Source organism: Nonomuraea typhae (genome assembly GCF_009760925.1).
Classification (GTDB): Bacteria; Actinomycetota; Actinomycetes; order Streptosporangiales; family Streptosporangiaceae; genus Nonomuraea; species Nonomuraea typhae.
In genome coordinates this window covers 286751-304535 of record NZ_VRLV01000010.1, presented here as the reverse complement: position 1 = coordinate 304535, position 17785 = coordinate 286751, and the positions used below count along the sequence as shown (strand labels likewise).

Below are 17785 nucleotides of genomic sequence, written 5' to 3'. Positions count from 1 at the left end.
CGTATGGTAGCGTCACCCATACGGTGTATGGCTGACTCGTCTGGAGCGCTCATGATCCCCTCGCCGCCCGGCCTGCCGCTGCTCGGCAACACGCTGCAGGTGCCCGCGCACTCGCCCGCCGCCTACTTCGACGAACTGGCCGCACGCTACGACGAGGGCCTGTTCAAGCTGACCCTCCTGGGCAAGGACGTCCTGTTCGTCTACGACCCCGATCTGGTCGCCGAACTGTGTGACGAGAGCCGCTTCTACAAGGGCATCGAGCCGCCGCTGTCGTTCCTGCGCGACCTGGCCGGCGACGCGTTGTTCACCGCCCGGCACGACGAGCCCGCCTGGGGGCACGCGCACCGCATCCTCATGCCCGCCTTCAGCCAGCGTTCGATGCGGGCCTACTTTCCGCAGATGCTGGAGGTGGCCGAGCAGCTGATCGAGTCGTGGGCCGGTCGTCAGGGCGAGGACCTGCCCGTCCCCGACGACATGACCCGGCTGACCCTGGACACGATCTCGCTGACCGGCTTCGGGTATCGCTTCCGTTCCTTCGACCAGCCGGAGCTGCACCCGTTCCTGCAGGCGATGGGCGGGGCGCTGACCGAGGCGATGGTACGGCTGCGCCAGCCGCCCGTGGTCACCAAGATGCTGCGCAAGCGGGAGGAGGCGTTCCAGCGGGACATCCAGACCATGCGCACTCTCGTCGAGGAGGTCATCCGGCGGCGTGCCGCGCAGCCGAGCGGGGCCTCGGACCTGCTCGGGCTCATGCTGGAGGCGTCCGACCCGCGCACCGGGGAACGGCTGAGCGACGCCAACATCCGCGACCAGGTCATCACGTTCCTCATCGCCGGGCACGAGACGACCAGCGGGCTGCTGTCGTTCGCGCTGTACAACCTGCTGCGGGATCCGCACACGCTGGCGCGGGCGTACGCCGAGGTGGACGCGCTGCTGCCGGGTGACGAGCCGCCCACGTACGAGGCGATCATGAAACTGGACGTGATCGCGCGGGTGCTGGAGGAGACGCTGCGGGTGTGGTCGCCGATCCCGGCGTTCTCGGTCACGGCCTTCTCGGACACCACGATCGGCCGCTTCCCGGTGCGGGCCGGGCAGCCGGCGGTGGTCGTGCTGCCATCGTTGCACCGGCATCCGAAGGCGTGGGAGCGGCCGGAGGAGTTCGACATCGATCGGTGGCTGCCGGAGAACCGGAAATCTCATTACAAGGCGGCCTACAAGCCTTTCGGGAACGGGGAGCGGGCCTGCATCGGCCGCCAGTTCGCTCTCACCGAGGCCAGACTGGCCCTGGCCATGATCCTGCGCCGCTTCGCCGTCGCCGACCCCACGGCGTACAAGATGCGGACCAAGCAGATGCTCACCCTCAAACCGGACGGCTTCACGGTCCGGGTCCGTGACCGCAAGCCGCACGAGCGCGGCGCGGCGCTCGTCGAGAGCGCCCCCTCCGAGGTGCGGCCGGATCTCGCCGTCACCGGCGTCCCCCTCACGGTCGCCTACGGCTCCAACCTGGGCACCTGCTCCGACCTGGCCGAACGCCTGGCCGCACGGGCCGGTCAGGCCGGTTTCGCCACCACCCTCACCCCTCTGGACGACCTCCGGCCGCCTCAGGAGGGCCTGCTCGTGGTCGTCGCCTCCTCCTACAACGGGCGGGCCCCGGACAACGCCCAGCGTTTCGATGCGCTCGCCGACCTGCCCGACCTTTCCGGCGTACGGCTGGCGGTGCTCGGCTGCGGCAACACGCAGTGGCCCACCTACCAGGACTTCCCGCGCCGGGCCTTCGACAAGCTCGTGGCGGCGGGAGCCGTACCCCTGGTCGACCGGGGAGAGGCGGACGCGGACGGGGACTTCGACGGGGACGTCTCCTCCTGGATGGCGGGGCTCTGGGCGGCTCTCGCGTGGGAGTACTCCGCCAGCGCCGGCGGGCCGCGGTACTCCCTGGAGGTGCTCACCGAGGCCGAGGTGCGGCCGACGGTCGTCTCCGAGCGGGCCGTCCCTCTCCGGGTGGTCTCCAACGAGGAGCTGACCGGCGACCCGGACGGGCTCTGGGACTTCTCGAAGGAGGCGCCGCGGGCCGGCGTCCGCACGATCGTGGCCGAGTTGCCGGAAGGCGTGACCTACGAGGCCGGTGATCATCTGGCGGTGTTCGCCAAGAACGACCCCGAGCTGGTGGAGTGGGCGCTGCGGACGCTGCGGGTGCCGCGTGATCAGGTGGTACGGCTGCGCGCGCAGGGGGCCACCTATCTGCCCGTCGGCACGCCGGTGACCGCGGGGCTGCTGCTGACCGACTTCGCGGAGCTTCAGCAGGTCGCCACGCGCGGCGATCTGGCGACGCTGGCCGCCCGCACCGAGTGCCCCTGGACCACGCGGCAGCTCTCCTCCCTGTCCCGGGACTACGCCGAGGACATTCTGGCCAAACGGGTCTCGGTGCTGGCGTTGCTGGAGCGGTTCCCGGCGATCTCGCTGCCGCTGGAGGTCTTCCTGGAAACGGCCGGGCCGATCAAACCGCGGTACTACTCCGCCTCGTCCTCGCCGCTGGCCGCGCCCGGGCGGATCCGGCTCACCGTGGGGCTCGTGGAGGGGGCGGCCTGGTCGGGAGCGGGGGCGTATCGGGGCATGTGCTCGGCCTACCTGGCGGGGCTGGGCGCGGGCGAGGTCTTCTACGGCTACGTCCGGGTGCCGGCTCCGCCGTTCCGGCTGCCGGCCGATCCCTCGACGCCGGTCATCCTGGTGGGGCCAGGGACGGGGTTCGCGCCGTTGCGGGGCTTTCTGGAGGATCGGGCGCTTCGGGGGGCCTCGGGGGAGTGCGCCGTCTTCACCGGGTGCCGGCATCCTGATCACGACTGGCTGTACCGGGATGACGTGACGGCCTGGGCGCCCGACGCCCGGGTGGCGTTCTCCGCGCGGGACGGGCGGCTGGTTCAGGACGAGGTGCTGGCCGACGGGGATCGGGTGTGGGCGTTGCTGGGGGAGGGGGCGCACGTGTACGTCTGTGGTGACGGGCTGCGGATGGCGCCGGCCGTACGCTCGGCATTTATCGCGATCTATCGGGATAAAACGGGGTCTAGTGCTGCGGAGGGCGAGACGTGGCTGGCGGCCCTCGAGGCCGAGGGCCGCTATCAGCAGGACGTCTTCGCCTGACGCTTCCCCGGTCGGATCACAGCTCCGCCGACAGCAGGTTCACCAGCTCGACCAGGTCCTGCCTGGGCATGTTGTTACGCAGCGCCCGCGCCGCGGTCTCCGGCCTGGACACCGGCACGCTGATCGTCTTGGGGCGGAAGCCAGCCTGGACCATTGCCGCGTTCGTGCTCATCTCCCCGGCGACGACCCTGCTGTGCAGGGCGGGCGCATCCTCCCGCAGGCGGCGCAGCGCGGGCGTCTCGCGGGCCGGGGTCTCCTCCTGCGCCTCCTGCGCCTCCGCGGGAGGCGCGGAGGTCACCGCGGAGGTCACCGCGGGTGCCGCCAGCAGCGCCTGATCCAGCCGGGCCGCCGTGTCGAGGTCCTCCGCCACGAGGGCGCGCATCAGCCCGGGGGTGATTCCCAGGCCGCGGGGCGGGTCGGCGGTGACGAACTCCACGAGCTCGCCGTGCTCCACGAGCTCGCCCCCTGGGCCGGTGAACTCCTGCCAGGCCCCCGTTTCCAGGAGTTCCCGTACGCCGGCGGCGACGCGGGTCATCGCGGGCCGCGCCGCCCGGATGTCCGCCGTCAGCTCGGCGACGACCTGCCCATGGTCCTTCACGAAGTTCCCCCGATCCTCGATCGACCGGGCCAGGGTACCGATCGGGCCGGGACGGGTCCCGGAAAGGCGGGCGGATCCTGAAACCCGGCACCCCTGCAAAGGAGCGAGGCTCATAATAGCCGGTCTCTCCAAGCAGCACGAAATCGCCATCTAATGGATAAAACGCACAACAAATGGCATGTTGGTGAATTTCGCGAAGTTTATTGACATGAGGTAGTCGAGGTGAGTTGAATTTCGCCTAAGGGTAGCGATAGGGATCATGAAATATGGCGTGATCACCTGTCAATTTGGGTCTTGAAGTGGTCGTGCTGGGGCGGCTCCGCCGTACAGCGTGATCGTGCTGACCGTGTGGTTCCGGCGGCGTCCATGTGGCTTCCATCCGCTTTCTACGGACTGTCACCGAGGGGCCTTGTGAAGCTGACAACCGACGGACAACCCCGAGCTGCTCAATCCGCGTGGAGAGGACATGTCACGATCTAGCGACCGGAATGCTGCCGTGGTGGCCGAGCTCTGGGAGATCGCCGGTCCGAAGATGTACCGGCGCAACGCGTTCCGCGTCACGGGGCTGGGAACCCTGGCCGACGCCGGGACCGTCCGCGGGCGGCAGCAGCGGGTCAGCGCCGCGATGTCGGCGGGCGCGGACACCGATCTGGACGGGGACGCGGACGAGTTCCGGGTCGCCTTCGACCGGATCCGCGACGCCCCGCGGCGGCTGGTCCACGAACTGTTCTGGCACTGGGACGCGCCCGATACCACCTGTTCGTGCACCCGGTCGCTGCATCTGGATCATGACGCCGCCGTCCGTGCGCACAGCGCCGCACTCGACCGGGAGGCCCAGCTCACCGCCCCGGACGCGGCCCAGCAGCGCGAGCTCGCCCGCCTCTGGGGCGAGGCCGGGCGGCAGTGGGCGGCTCTCCTGCGCCGCGCCGCCTTCTGGGATCATGTACGGCACCGCATCCAGAGGCTGGACGACCGGCGCCTCGACGATTCTGCGGTCGACCTGCTGCGTCCCGAGCTGGCTGCCTTTCTGGTGAAGCCGCTGGTGGAGCTGGCCGCCTCCGCGGACGATCCGGCGCGGCTGGCCGAGGCCGCGCGTGCCTGGCCGGTGCCGTCCAGCGTGCTCGACGACGAGTTCGAGAGCATCGCGGCGCCGCTGTTCGAGACCCTTCAGGCCCAGCTCAAGCAGGCGGTCGACGCCGGTGACCCGTACAAGACCGTGACAGCGGTGCAGAACTCGGTCCTGCCCCTGCTGAACCGCCTGGACGGCCTTTTCCCGCGCGGCCAGCACCACCGCGTCGCCAACGCGCGCGACGATGCCGCCACCGCGATCAACAACAGCGCCCACAGCGTGATCTGCGCATCCGGGGTGCTGGACGACGCGGCCGCCCGCGAGTGGCTCACCCTGGCCCAGGGCGTCACCGACGACGGCACGCTGCGTCAGCTCCTCGGAAGGAACCTCGCCGAGCTGGACCAGCTCGTCAAGGCGCTGGACCAGGTCGGGAACCAGGTCAAGCAACTGGTGGCGGCGGGGCAGAGCCGCGCGGCGAAGTCGGTGCTGCGCCAGCTTCTCGCGCAGGCCGGTGACGGCGCCGGATCGGGCGCCCTGGCGGAACTGCTCGACCAGGCGGACACCTGGGACGGGCCGCTGGTCTGGCGCACGGGCAACGCGGGCAAGACCGCGACCCGCCGGCCCAGGCGGGCCCCCTCTCGGCCGGCGTGGTCGCCTTCTCCGGTGCGGGCACGCCGGATCCGCTGGGGGGTGATCATCGCCTTCGCCGTGGCGGTGATCCTGGTCGTCGTGTGGATGATCGACATGAGCGTGGCCTCGGCGCCCACACCCCCGGTCGTGACTCCTACAGCCACCGTGACCGCGACCCTTGAGAAGACCAAGCAGCCGCCCGAGCTCGCGATGCTGTCGGCCTATAGCAGCAAGGACAACGCGCCGGCCGGGACGTGCCTCGCGACCAAGCAGGGCTGGGACGACTTCGAAAAGAAGCCGGGCGTACCGACCGTGCCCTGTGACGAGCCGCACTGGGGCGAGGTCCTGGGCTATCCCGGCTTGAGCCGGACCGCGGACTACCCCGGCCATGACCAGGCCATCGCGTTGTCGCGATTCCACTGCGGCCGGATGCTCGACTACCAGCAACTGCCCGCGAGCTATGAGTTCGCGTACCTGTATCCGGACTACGCGTTCTGGAAATCCGGCGGAAAGCATGCGACCTGCATCGTGCACCGCGCCGACAACGCTCTGCTGACGTCCGGACGGGTGATTCGGCTCAAAGGGCCGCTGCCGGACGACGTCGCGACCCGGATGGAACTGTCGTCGCATGTGATCTGGGCCAACGCGCCTGTAGGGAGTTGCGTGCGGACCAAGAAAGACTTCAAGAGGACGGTGTTCTATCTCTCCATCGTCCTTTGCTCACAGGCGCACTGGGCCAGGATTCTCGGCTATCCCGTGCTGTACAAGCGCGGCACGAAATGGCCGGGCCAGAAAAGAGTCCTCGCCAAGGCGGAGGCGGCTTGCCTGCGATTGGGCAAGTCACGGCACACCGCTTCTCGCACCGTCCACACCGTGTGGCCCAGCAAGAGCTTTTTCACCGGCACGAAGGAGCCTCGATATGCGACCTGCCTGATCTACCGGACCGACAACAAGCCGATGAGGGGTTAGCCGTGCCGGAGAGATCAGCAACCTTACGCATCTGCTCCCCGAGCGGCGTGACGCACGGCGTCCGCCTGGGAACCGGGCCGGTCACCGTCGGCCGTCGCGCCCCCGAGCACGATCCCGGCATCGTGCTCGAACCGGATCCGCAGCGCTGGGTCGGACGGTCGCACTGCACTCTGGACCTGGCCGACGGCATCTGGTCCGTGACCGACAACGCCAGCGTCAACGGCACCCTGCTGCGCCACGGCACGTGCACCGAGCGGCTTCAGGGGCGCAAACGGCTCCAGCACGGCGACGTGTTCCTCATCCTCGGCGACATGACCTCCGACGGGGAGCCGCAGTACTGGGAGCTGACGTTCCTCGACCCGCACACCACGCAGCCCGCGCCGTTCGAGTCACCGGTCGACGTCCTTCCGGCCGGGCCGTGCCTGAGGTACGACTGGGTCGCCGCCCGGGCGTACCGGTGCGACGCCGACGGCGACGTGCTGATCACCGGACTCCGCCCGCAGGGCCACCAGCTGCTGCGGTACATGGCCGGCCGCAGCCAGAGCGGCGCGGCGGTGGCCTGCGACCACGCCGAGCTGATCACCGCGCTGTGGGGAGCGCCCGAGGAGTGGCCCGCGCACCGCTCCTACACCCGGGCGGACCTCGCCGGGGTCGTCCGCGCCGTGCGCCTCCGCGTCGAGGCGGACCCGTCGTCGCCGCGCGTCCTGGAAACGGTGACCGGCATCGGCTATCGCCTCAACGTCCACCTGGCAGGAGGACGATCGTGATCACATACGCCACCCGCACCCGGCAGGGCCGGTTGCACGCGGAGAACCAGGACCGCCTCGCCGCCGACGCCGCGCAGGGCACGTTCATCGTGGCCGACGGCATCGGCGGTCTCGCCGACGCGGCCGCCACCGCGCAGGTGGTCGTCGACGAGTTCCCCGCGCACGTGCACGCTCGCGTCACCACCCTGACCGTGCCCGAGGTCACGGCGGAGGTCTCGGCGGTCGCCGCGGACCTCAATGAGCGCGTACGGCGGACCGCCCGGCTCGGCCAGGGCACGACGGGAGCTGCCATCGCGCTGCTGCTGCTCCGCGGCGACCGCGCCTTGACCGTCCACCTCGGTGACAGCCGGATCTACCTCGCCCGCGACGGTGTTCTGCGCCGCCTCACCGACGACCACAGCCACGAGGGGCGGCTCACCCGATACGTCGGCATGCCCGGCCTCGCCACCCCGGAGGTGTCCGTGCACGACCTGCGGGCGGGAGACCGGCTCCTGCTGTGCACCGACGGCCTCAACAGCCGGGTCGACGACGTCACGCTGGCGGACCTGCTCAGCTCCACGGACGACGTCGCCGAGGTGAGCAGGCGCCTGGAGGGCGCCGCGGTCGCGGGCGGGGTGATCGACGATCTCTCGCTGATCGCCGTGGACTACGGCGGCGGGAAGGGCGTGTGATGGCGCTGCTGTCTCCCGGCGATCGGGTCACCGACACGCTCGTCATCGATCGGCTGCTCGGGGAGGGCGCGTTCGCCGAGGTGCACCGGGTCCGTCACGAGTACTTCGGCCTGCAGGCGCTGAAGCTGTTCAAAAGGGTCGCCTCGCTGGAGGAGACGGGCAGGATGCTGGGCGAGGCGCAACTGCTGTCCACGCTCGGGCATCCGAACATCGTCCGGGTCTTCGACGCGAACACCGTTCAGACCGCGGACGGCCTGCGCGGCTTCTTCACGATGGAATACGTCCAGGGCGGCAGCCTGGAGGGGCTGCTGGCCGGATACCGCTCCGGCGTGCCCGTGGACCTCGCGGTGGACGTCATCGAGCAGATCGCGGGCGGGCTCACGGTCGCGCACGACCAGTCTCCGCCGATCCTGCACCGAGACCTGACCCTGGCGAACGTGCTCTACGGCGTCGACGGCAAGCGGCTGCGGACCTGCATCAGCGACTTCGGCCTGGCCAAACGGGCCGACCCGGGCTCGCTGCTGGCCAGCGCGCAGGGCACCTACGCGTTCATGGCGCCGGAGGTGGTGCAACGCCAGGGCTACTCGCGCGCCAGCGACGTGTGGTCGGTCGGCACGATCGCCTATCTCCTGCTCACCAACCACTTCCCCTACGAGGGCCAGGGACCGATGGCATCGTTCTCCGCCCTCCGGTTCAACCGCCCGTTGCAGCCGCCGAGCAGGTTCAACGACGAGGTGGACGCCGACCTCGACCGGATCGTGCTGGCCATGCTCGACCTCGAGCCGGGCAACCGTCCGGCCAGCGCCCGGGTGCTCGCGGAGGAGCTTCGCCGGCGGCACAAGCCGTCCAAGGAGTCGTCGCGCGCGTTGCGGATGGCCGAGGAAGCGCTGGATCTGGCGGTACGGCAGGCGGACCTCACCCAGGCCGTCCAGCTCATGCAAGGGGCGATCGACCTGGATCCCGCGCTGCGCGTGCGGTATCTGCCCAAACTCGCACTCTGGAACCGAGGGGTGATCATGTGAACGGGCTGACGGCCTGGGTACGGGCGGAGCTGCGGCAGCGCCGCCACCATCGGGCCTTCCGCATCGGCCCGCCCGGCTGGGACGGCGGGCGGCGCGCCACTCTGCAGAGCATGCTCGCCGGGCTGGACACCGCCGACGACGCGCTGAGCCACCTTGGCGAGAAGGCGCTCGCGGACGCCGTGACGAACCTGTGGAGCGCGCGCCGGAAGCTGTCCCAGCCGCGAGCCGACGGCCGCCGGCCGACCCAGGAGGCCAAACAGGCGGGCCGCTACCTGCGCAACTCAGGCGAGGCGTTCGCCGAGGCCGGGCTGGTCGTGCAGGACCACGACGGCGACGCCTTCCACCCCGGCCGCTCCCTGGAGGTCCTGGTCTTCGAGGACGATCCGGCGCTGACGACCGAGACCGTGCTGGAGACCGTACGGCCCTCGATCTACCTTCACGACCGGCGCATCCAGATGGGACAGGTGATCGTCGGTCGTCCCGCCCACCCACCCGCCACCGAGCGTCAGTGAGAGCCATGAGTGACACCATCGATTTCGGGATCGACCTCGGGACCACGAACAGCGCCATCGCCGTCGTCGAGGAGGATGGCAGCACGACGGTCATCAAGAACAACGACGGCTGGGACACCACGCCGTCCGCGGTGTGGATCCCCGAGCGGGGCACGGTCGAGGTGGGCCGGCCGGCACGGGAGCGGATGGAGAGCGATCCGGACGACTGCGCCGCCGAGTTCAAGCTGGAGATGGGCCGGGCCGACGCCGGCCGTACCTTCGCCAACGCCGGGGTGTCGCTCAGCCCGTCGGAGCTGTCGGCGGAGGTGCTGAAGTCGCTGCGCAACGACGTGGCACACGTCTACGGCACGGAACCGGACGCCGCGGTCATCACGGTTCCGGCGGCGTTCACCCTGAACCAGAACAACGCCACCAAGAACGCCGCGATGCTCGCCGGCCTGGGTACGGCCTGCCCGCTGGTGCAGGAGCCGACCGCGGCGGCCGTCGCCTACGGCTTCGACGAGTCGGTGCAGCAGGGGTACTGGATGGTGTTCGACTTCGGCGGCGGCACGTTCGACGCCGCCATCGTCAGCAAGCGCGAGGGCGACCTGCGCGTGCTCAACCACGCCGGCGACCCCTACCTCGGCGGCAAGCTGATCGACTGGGTGATCGTGGAGCGGCTGCTCGCGCCCGAGGTGAGCCGCCAGCTCGGGCTCGGTGACTTCCGCCGGGACAATCCGGCCTGGCGGGTCAGCTTCGGCAAGTTGAAGCAGGCGGCGGAGAAGGCCAAGATCCGGCTCTCCAGGTCCGAAACGGCCCTCGTCATGGCCGAGCTGAACGACGCCGATGGCCGGCAGAGCACGTTCCGGCACACCATCAGCCGCGGCGAGGTGGACGACCTGGCGGAGCCCCAGTACGTCCGGGCCATCAACCTCTGCCACAACGCGCTCGCCGAGGGCGGGCTCACTCCCGCCGACATCGACCGCCTGGTGCTGGTCGGCGGCGTCACCCTCATGCCGGGTCTGCGCGAACGGCTCGCCGACCCGCGGCACGGCCTGGGCATCGAGCTCGACTACAGCGTGGACCCGACCACGGTCGTCGCCCGCGGCGCCGCCATCCTGGCCGGCACCCTGCGGCGCCCGCCCAAGGAGCACGATCCGGCGGCCGGCGCGTTCAGCGTCTCCTTCACCCACGCGCCCGTCGTCACCACCACCCGCCCGGCCGTCGCCGGGGAGCTGCGCAGCACCGAGCCGGTCGACTGGACGGCCTATTCGCTGGTGTTCGACAACCCGCGGGCGCAGCCGCCCTATCGATCGCCACGGGTGACGCCGAACGCCAAGGGAGCCTTCATCACCGATGTCGACATCGACCCGGACACCACGTCGCGGTTCGGCATCGAGTTGCTGGACAGCACGGGAAGCCGCCAGAAGATCGCGCCGGACACGCTGACGATCATGCATCGCCCCGTCGAGGTGCCGAGCGTCACGCTGACCCATTCCCTGGGCATCCAGCAAGCCGACCGCGCCTTCGCACCCCTGCTGCGCAAGGGCGCGACCCTGCCCGCGCGGGTGCGCGAGGTGTTCCGTACCTCCGGCGCGTTGCACCGCAAGGACGCCGACGTCGTCATCCGCATCCCCGTGGTGCAGGGAGAAAGCAGCCGCGGCGACCGCAACCGCCAGGTGGGGATGCTGGAGATCCGGCCCCAGGACGTGCACATCGATCTGCCCGCGGGCACGGAGGTCGAGGTGACGTTCGAAGTCGACATGTCGAGCCTGGTGACCGTGGTCGCGGACGTGCCGCTGGTGCAGACGCAGTTCGAGGCCGAGATCGACCTCGACAACGTCGGCACCCCTTCGGCGCGGGAACTGGAGGAACGGCTCCAGCAAGCCGAATCCCGGCTGGGCAGGCTGCGCGCCGACGTCGACGCGAGCGGTTCGGAATCCGCCAGGCGTCCCCTCGCCCAGGTGGACATGGAGACGCTGCGCGAGCAGGTGAACGCCGCTTCCGTGGACGTCGGCGCCGCCGGTGTCGCCGAGGACCGCCTGCGCAACCTCCAGGCGGACATGGACGACATCGAGGAGGTGCTGATCCTGCCCGAACTGATCGACCAGTTGCGGGCGATGCTCGACGAACTCGACACGCTCCTCCAGCGCACCAGCAGTCCGGCGGCTCGCAAGGAGGCAGCCGACCTGCGCCGCCGCGCGGACGACGCGATCGACGCCGAGGATCCGGCCGCCATCCGCAAGCTGATCGACCGCACCGGGGCGCTCATCATCGATCTGGAACGGCGGGGCCAGGACTGGCCGGTCAAGCTCTTCTGCTACCTGCGGCAGGAACGCGCCGCCATGCGATCCGCCGCCAAGGCGGACGCCCTGATCCACGAGGGTGAGAAGGCCATGGCGGCCGGCGACCTGGCCGCCTTGGGCGGCGTCAACGAGCGGCTCTTCCGCTTGCTGCCGCCGGATGCCCGGGAAAACCCCGTTCTCGGAGTGCAGAAATCGTGAACACCACCAGACCCGACGCGCTGCGGGCCGTACGGACGGAAATCACCCTCGACTGGGCCCGCGCCAGCGCGCGATCGGGCGACCTGGACGAGGCGTTGCGGCTGCTGCGCGAGCTCGACGTCGCCGGCGAGGCGGACGCGGCGGCGCTGGACCTGCTCGCCCGCGTCCACGCTCAGCGCGGCGAGTTCACCGAAGCGGACGCGTGCTGGTCCCGCCTTCAGGCCGGCGCCTCCGGCGTCTTCGGGGGCGCTGCCGCTGCGGGGCGGCGCACCATCGCCGACATCACCGCCGGACGGCGAGCCGCGCTCGCGCCCTGGCGTCCGGCACGGAGCGCCCTGGCCGGGGTGTCAGCGGTCGCCGTGCTGGCGGCAGGCGTCCTGATCGCGATCGGCAACGCCTCCGGCCCGTCCGTCCCCGCCGACGCGCGCGCACCGGCGTCCCCTCCGTCGCGGCAGGTGACCGTACCGGACGCGCCGGAGCGGTGGATCCGCGTGGCCCGTGACGAGCGGCGCGCGAAGGCCCTCGACCGGGCGAAGCGCCGGCTGACCATACCGGGCGTCCGGGTCCGCCGAGACGGCGGCAGCCTGCGCGTGACCTTCACGAACGGGCTGTTCCTCCCAGACGGCACCCGGCCCATCCCCAGCCGTCGCGCACTGCTCGGCCGGATCGGCGAACGCCTGCCCGGGCGTGGCATGGCGATCACCGTGATCGGCCATGCGGTAGCCGTACCCGGAGGGCCCGCCAAAGGCGGCTCGGCCGTGGCGCTCGCCCGGGCCCAAGCGGTCGCCCAGGCGCTCGCCGCCGCCGGCCACCTGCCGTTGACCGCCTTCACCCTGGCCACAGGCGACCAGCGCGAAGGGCCTTATCGCGACGACACCCGCAACCGCACGGTGACCATCCGCATCACACCCCGCGGCACCGGCTGAACGCCGGCATCACGTGTTCAACGGGCCGGCGCGGCTTGCGACGGAGCCGTTTCGGGGCTCGGCACGAGCGTCGCGGCGATCACCGCCAGCGCCGCCATTCCCGCCAGCACTCCGGCGGCGACGGTGAACGCGACCTGGCCCGTGCCCAGCCCGGTCAGGACGGAGGCGGCGACGGAGAAGCCGACCGCGCCGCCGACGGCTATGGAGCATTGCAGCATGCCGGGAAGGAACGCCGGATTCTCCTGTGGGGACAGCAGGACGGACAGGCCGTTGGCGGCGGTTCCGGTGACGCCGAAGAAGCACGCGCCGAGCGGGGCGGCGAAGACGATCACAGCGATCAGGATCGGGAGCGTGGCGGTGAGTGCGATGGCTGCGACGGTCATGACGGCCACACCGAGCACGAGCACCCGCGTCCAGCCGATGCGCGGGGCGAGCATCCCCGCCAGCGGCGCGCACGGCACCACCAGCACAGCCGCCGGAACCCCGATGAACAGCGCGTATTCCAGCGCCGACAGACCCAGGCCGCGGGGGTGCTGGGCATACAGAGGGACGATGAAGTAGGCGAGTCCGGCCAGCGCGCCCATGCCGAAGACGGGCACCAGCAGCAGCGGCCAGGTGCTGCGGGAGCGCAGGTGCCGCAGGCGGATGAGGGGGTGCCGTCCGCGTCGCTCCACACGCCGCTCCACCGCCGGGAACACCGCCAGAAGCAGCAGCCCGATCAGGAAGGCGCCGAGGACGAGCGGGGAGGTCCAGCCGCTCGACTGGCTGAAGGAGATGCCGGTCAGCAGCGACGCCACACCGAGCGCGAGAACGGTCATGCCGATGGCGTCAGGGCGGACGGTGCGATCGAGGGTTTCGGCGGGCAGCACCCAGGCAACGGCAACGGCGGCCACGATCTGGACCGCGAGCATGATCCAGAACAGGACGCGGTGGCCGTAGGTGTCGGCCAGCCACCCGGCCAGCAGGGTGTCGGCGCCGCTGACGCCGAGGCTGACCATGCCGAGCCAGCCCAGTGCCCGGCCGAAGCGCTGCTCGGGCACGTGCCGGTGGATCACCAGCGTGGCGAGCGGCAGCGCGATGACGCCGATGCCCTGCAGGACGCGTCCGGCGGTGAACAAGCCCGGCTCCGAGGCCAGGGCGCTCAGCAACGACCCGGCCGCGCCGGTGGCCAGCGCGAGCAGCAGCGCGCTGCGGCGGCCGAACCGGTCCGACAGCGGCAGCGCCACGGTGGCGACGGCACCGGCGATCGCATACAGCGCCTGGGCACGGCCGAGCGCGCCGGGATCGGCGCCGAGTCCGGCACCTATCGCCGGAAGGGCGGGCGTGACCATGGTGAGGGTGACTTGGAAGGCGACGACGGCGAGGATCAGCGTCGGTAACAGCCGGGAGGGAGAGGGGACCCGCCCTGAAACGGTCATCGGAACTCCTTGTCGGCATACGGCTACCACTGCGTTGCCAGGTTCAGGGAACGTGCGGGGAGGTGGTACCGCAGAACTGTCTTCCTTATGCGGGCCGGCGGACACGTATCCCGCCGGCGACGCGCGTGAGCCGTACCGGTGCCGTCGACCGTGATCGTGTGCTCACCTGTAGTCGGAAGCGGCGAGAAAGGCACAGATGTCCTCCGCGAGCGGGTCGCTGACCTGACTGAAGGTGCGCAGCGCCTGATGGAGCAGATCAACACCGATCGTCACCTGGCCGCCATCGCACAACAGCTCGCCCAGCACCTTCAGGGTCTGCGCCCGTCCCCACCGGTCGCCCATTCGCTGCCGGACCTCCAGCGCCCGCTCCAGGTAGCCGACGGCCTCGCCGTCCCGGCCGAGCAGACGGCAGGCGTGACCGGCGCAGTGCAACGCGTACCCCATCCCGAGCTGGCCGTCCTGGCGCGCATGCTCCTCCAGCGCGAGTACGGCGAAGGCGAGCGCGTCCTCATAGCGGCCCATCGCGCTGCACGCCTCCGACAACCCGATCAACGTCATGGACTCGCCATAGGTGTTACCCACCTGCGAGAACACGGCGCGAGCGGGCTGCAGGCAGACGATGGCCTCCGCGTGACGGCCCATGCTGGACAGCGCCGTCCCCATCCCCATCAGGCTCCACGCCCGCCCCCACCGGTCGCCGATCTCGTGCCGGGTGCGGTGCGCCTGCTGAAACAGGACGTACGCCTCCCCGAAGTGGCGCAGGCATTTGTGCGCGAAGGCGAGATCATGCTGCACCCAGGCGGCGGCCGCCCGGTCGCCGACCCGGGTCGCCGCCTCCAACGCGACCCGGTAGGCGGGCAGCCACGCCGTCCACGGCTTCGTCAGCAGCAGGTACTCCCACACCACCAGCGGCAGCTGCCAGGCGATCTCGTCGTACCCGGTCCGGGCGGCCAGCGGCACCGCGGCCGCCAGGTTCGGCAGATGGATGCGGAACCAGTCGAGCGCCTCCGCGCGCGAGGCGAAGGGTCCGGCCGACGACTGCGGCCCGAGCGGGGACACCCCGCCCGGCGGAATCAGCAACAGGCTCGCCGCGTGGGCGGTGTGCAGGTAGTGGCGCAGCATCCGCTCGGTCACCGACGCCCGCTCCCGCGGCGGCAGCTCCTCGGCCAGCTCAACCGCGTAGGCGCTGATCAGATCGTGCAGCCGGAAGCAGCCGGGGCCGCTCTCCTGGACCAGGTGCGCCTCACTGAGGGCATCCAGCGCCTGGTGAGCCGCGGCCAGGCTGGTCCTGGCCAGCGCCGCCGCGACCGGGGCGGTGAGCAGCGGGCCCGGATGCAGGCCGATCAGGCGGAACAAGCGGGCGGCGGCCGGCCCCAGCGCCCGGAAGGACCAGGAGAACACCGCGCGCAGGTCTGCGGCGTCGTCGCCGGGAGCCAAGGAGAAGGCGTCCAGGCCGCGGTCAGCCGCCAGCCGGTCCGCGACGCCGTGCAGCGTCCGCGCCGATCCCAGCGCCGTCCGCGCTCCGGCGATCCGCACCGCCAGCGGCAGCCCGCCCGTCAGCTTGACGATGGTGGCCACCGCAGCGGGTTCCGCCGCGACCCGGTCGCCCACCACCGCGTTGAGCAGCGCCACGGTTTCGGCGCGGGCGAAAGCCTCCAGGCCGATGTCCCTGGCCCCCTCGCGGGCGATCAGCCCCGTCAGACGCCGCCGGGAGGTCACCAGCGTCAGGCAGGAAGCCGAACCGGGCAGCAGCGGCCGGACCTGACCGGCCGAGCGCGCGTTGTCCACGATGATGATCATCGACTTGTCCGCCACGAGACTGCGGAACAACGTGGCCTTGGCGTCCAGCTCGTCGGGGATCAGCGCGGGCGACACGCCCAGCGCCCACAGCCAGTGGCCCAGCACTTCTCCAGGCGGAGTCGGCTCCCGGGCCGGGTCGAAGCCGTGCAGGTCGGCGAACAGGTGACCGTCGGCGAACCGGTCGGCCACCAGATGGGCGAAATGCACCGCGAGCACGGTCTTGCCGACCCCGCCCATCCCCGAGATCACCACCGGCGCGGGGGATGGGCGGGCGACCATCTCCTCCAGGCGAGCCAGGGCGGCAGACCGGCCGATGAAGTCCGGCACGTCCGAGGGAAGCTGCCGAGGCACGACTGGCAGCGCGCGGGCCGGCCGCAGGGGGTCGGCGGCGAAGTCCAGGGCGGGATCGCCGCGCAGGATCCGCTCATGCAGACCTCGCAGGTCCTTGCCCGGCTCCACGGCCAGTTCCGCCACCAGACGGCTCCGCGCCAGGGTGTAGTGCTCCAGCGCCTCCGCCTGACGCCCGCACCGGTACAAGGCCATCATCAGCAGGCTGTGCAGCTTCTCCCGCAGCGGGAACTCCTTGACCAGGCCGGCCAGCTCCGCGACCGCCTCCTCGTGCCGCCGGGTGGCCAGCAGCACTTGGGCTCGCTCCTCGAGCGCGGCCAGCCGTACATCCTCCAGACGGATGCGCTGCGCCTCCGCGTATGGGCCGGGAATTCCGGTCAGGGCGTTGCCCCGCCACATCTCCAGCGCCGACTCCAGCTCCTCCAGCGCCTCCTCGTGGCGTCCGGCGGCCAGAAGCTGCCGGGCCTGCGCCACCCGCCGGGGGAAGGCGACCGCGTCGACCCGCTCCGGATCCAGCCGCAGCCGGTACCCGGCGTTCTCCGACACCAGCAGCCTGGCCGAGCGATGGGGGCGGGCCGGCTCCAGCAGTCTGCGCAACTCGAAGACGTAGGTGTAAAGGCTCTGCACCGCCGTCTCGGGAGCGTCGTCGCCCCACAATGCCTCGATCAGCCAGGGATGGCTGAGACTCTTGTCGGCGTTCAACGCCAGCGCCGAGATGAGCGCCCGTTGCTTGGCCGCGCCCAGGCTGATCTCGCTACCGTCCCGCCAGGCCAGAACCGGCCCCAGCAACCCCACCCGCAAATGATCCGAGAAGGCGTCACCCTCGCCTTGCGCGGCGCTGGCATCATTCGTGGTCGATTGATCGGCCGCCATGGGCGCCACTATGACATCGAAGCCTCATATAAACAAGGCGAATTTTCCTGATATCGCGCATGTCGGGAATTTATGTAGAAAAAATGTAGATCGAATCTTCTGTGGGCCATGGGCAAACGATCGCAATACGAACACTGATCATCATCGAGGGGCAAAGAAGACATGAAGCAACCAGGCGTGACCCGCACAGCGGCGCATGTCATCGGCCGCGGCGGGGGGCGGACCCGGACGGGTACCGCTCGCTGTGGTGGGAATTCGACCGGCATCTGGCGGACGTCGTCATCGACGGTCTGCCGAGGCTTAGTCGAAAAGAATGGCGCGGGCAAATCATGATGCTTTACCTGCGGCGGCTGCGTGACGCCTATCCTGGTTGGACTATTCGGCGAGCCTCTGGGGATGACGGGCTGCCTGGTTACCGGATGGCGGCGCGCACGCACGTTCCCGTGGACGGGGCTCGCACGGCGAGGTGCCAAAGAATGGAACCGTTCCGAGAGCCAACCCGAAGGCGCGGGCGGAATATGTCAGCCGCGGCCTCCGGTGGGGACGACCGTGGCCATCACCGGC

At 70.7% G+C, this 17785-nt stretch carries 11 protein-coding genes; 8 read left to right on the top strand and 3 right to left on the bottom strand.

The window, feature by feature from the left end; translation table 11 throughout:
• The first annotated feature begins 27 nt into the window (after nt 1-27).
• Nucleotides 28-3135 (top strand): bifunctional cytochrome P450/NADPH--P450 reductase, encoded by a 3108-nt coding sequence (locus tag FVE25_RS34470; protein WP_157251328.1) that lies wholly within the window; start codon nt 28-30, stop codon nt 3133-3135.
• Nucleotides 3136-3151: 16 nt separating this feature from the next.
• On the opposite strand, the gene FVE25_RS34465 is transcribed toward FVE25_RS34470, so the two are convergent.
• Nucleotides 3152-3733, bottom strand: a complete 582-nt coding sequence (locus FVE25_RS34465; RefSeq protein ID WP_157251327.1) for a hypothetical protein — start codon at nt 3731-3733, stop codon at nt 3152-3154.
• A gap of 466 nt (nt 3734-4199) precedes the next feature.
• Here FVE25_RS34465 and FVE25_RS34460 point away from each other — a divergent pair, with 466 nt between their 5' ends.
• From FVE25_RS34460 to FVE25_RS34430, 7 genes are read left to right on the top strand one after another with little or no spacing between them, the layout of a single operon-like run.
• Nucleotides 4200-6401, top strand: a complete 2202-nt coding sequence (locus FVE25_RS34460; protein ID WP_157251326.1) for a septum formation family protein — start codon at nt 4200-4202, stop codon at nt 6399-6401.
• Nucleotides 6402-6448: 47 nt separating this feature from the next.
• Nucleotides 6449-7168, top strand: coding sequence for an FHA domain-containing protein (locus tag FVE25_RS34455; protein WP_181019796.1), 720 nt, complete (start codon nt 6449-6451; stop codon nt 7166-7168).
• On the top strand, nt 7165-7839 hold the full coding sequence (locus FVE25_RS34450; RefSeq protein ID WP_157251324.1) for a PP2C family protein-serine/threonine phosphatase: 675 nt from the start codon (nt 7165-7167) through the stop codon (nt 7837-7839). The genes FVE25_RS34455 and FVE25_RS34450 overlap by 4 nt, the downstream gene beginning before the upstream one ends.
• Nucleotides 7839-8861 carry a serine/threonine-protein kinase gene (locus FVE25_RS34445; protein ID WP_157251323.1) on the top strand — a complete coding sequence of 341 codons (1023 nt, stop codon included), beginning with the start codon at nt 7839-7841 and terminating at the stop codon, nt 8859-8861. Before FVE25_RS34450 ends, FVE25_RS34445 begins: the two co-directional genes overlap by 1 nt.
• Nucleotides 8858-9373, top strand: a complete 516-nt coding sequence (locus tag FVE25_RS34440) for a hypothetical protein (protein ID WP_157251322.1) — start codon at nt 8858-8860, stop codon at nt 9371-9373. The genes FVE25_RS34445 and FVE25_RS34440 overlap by 4 nt, the downstream gene beginning before the upstream one ends.
• 5 nt (nt 9374-9378) lie before the next feature.
• Complete coding sequence (locus FVE25_RS34435) at nt 9379-11856, top strand: Hsp70 family protein (protein ID WP_157251321.1); 2478 nt, start codon at nt 9379-9381, stop codon at nt 11854-11856.
• Nucleotides 11853-12782 (top strand): hypothetical protein, encoded by a 930-nt coding sequence (locus tag FVE25_RS34430; protein WP_157251320.1) that lies wholly within the window; start codon nt 11853-11855, stop codon nt 12780-12782. Before FVE25_RS34435 ends, FVE25_RS34430 begins: the two co-directional genes overlap by 4 nt.
• Nucleotides 12783-12799: 17 nt before the next feature.
• Here the strand turns inward: FVE25_RS34430 and FVE25_RS34425 are convergent, their stop codons facing one another.
• A complete protein-coding gene (locus FVE25_RS34425; protein ID WP_157251319.1) occupies nt 12800-14200 on the bottom strand; it encodes an MFS transporter in 1401 nt (466 codons plus the stop codon).
• A gap of 162 nt (nt 14201-14362) precedes the next feature.
• Entirely contained in the window at nt 14363-17221 is a 2859-nt protein-coding gene (locus FVE25_RS34420) for an AfsR/SARP family transcriptional regulator (protein WP_157251318.1), read from the bottom strand.
• Nucleotides 17222-17785 lie beyond the last annotated feature (564 nt).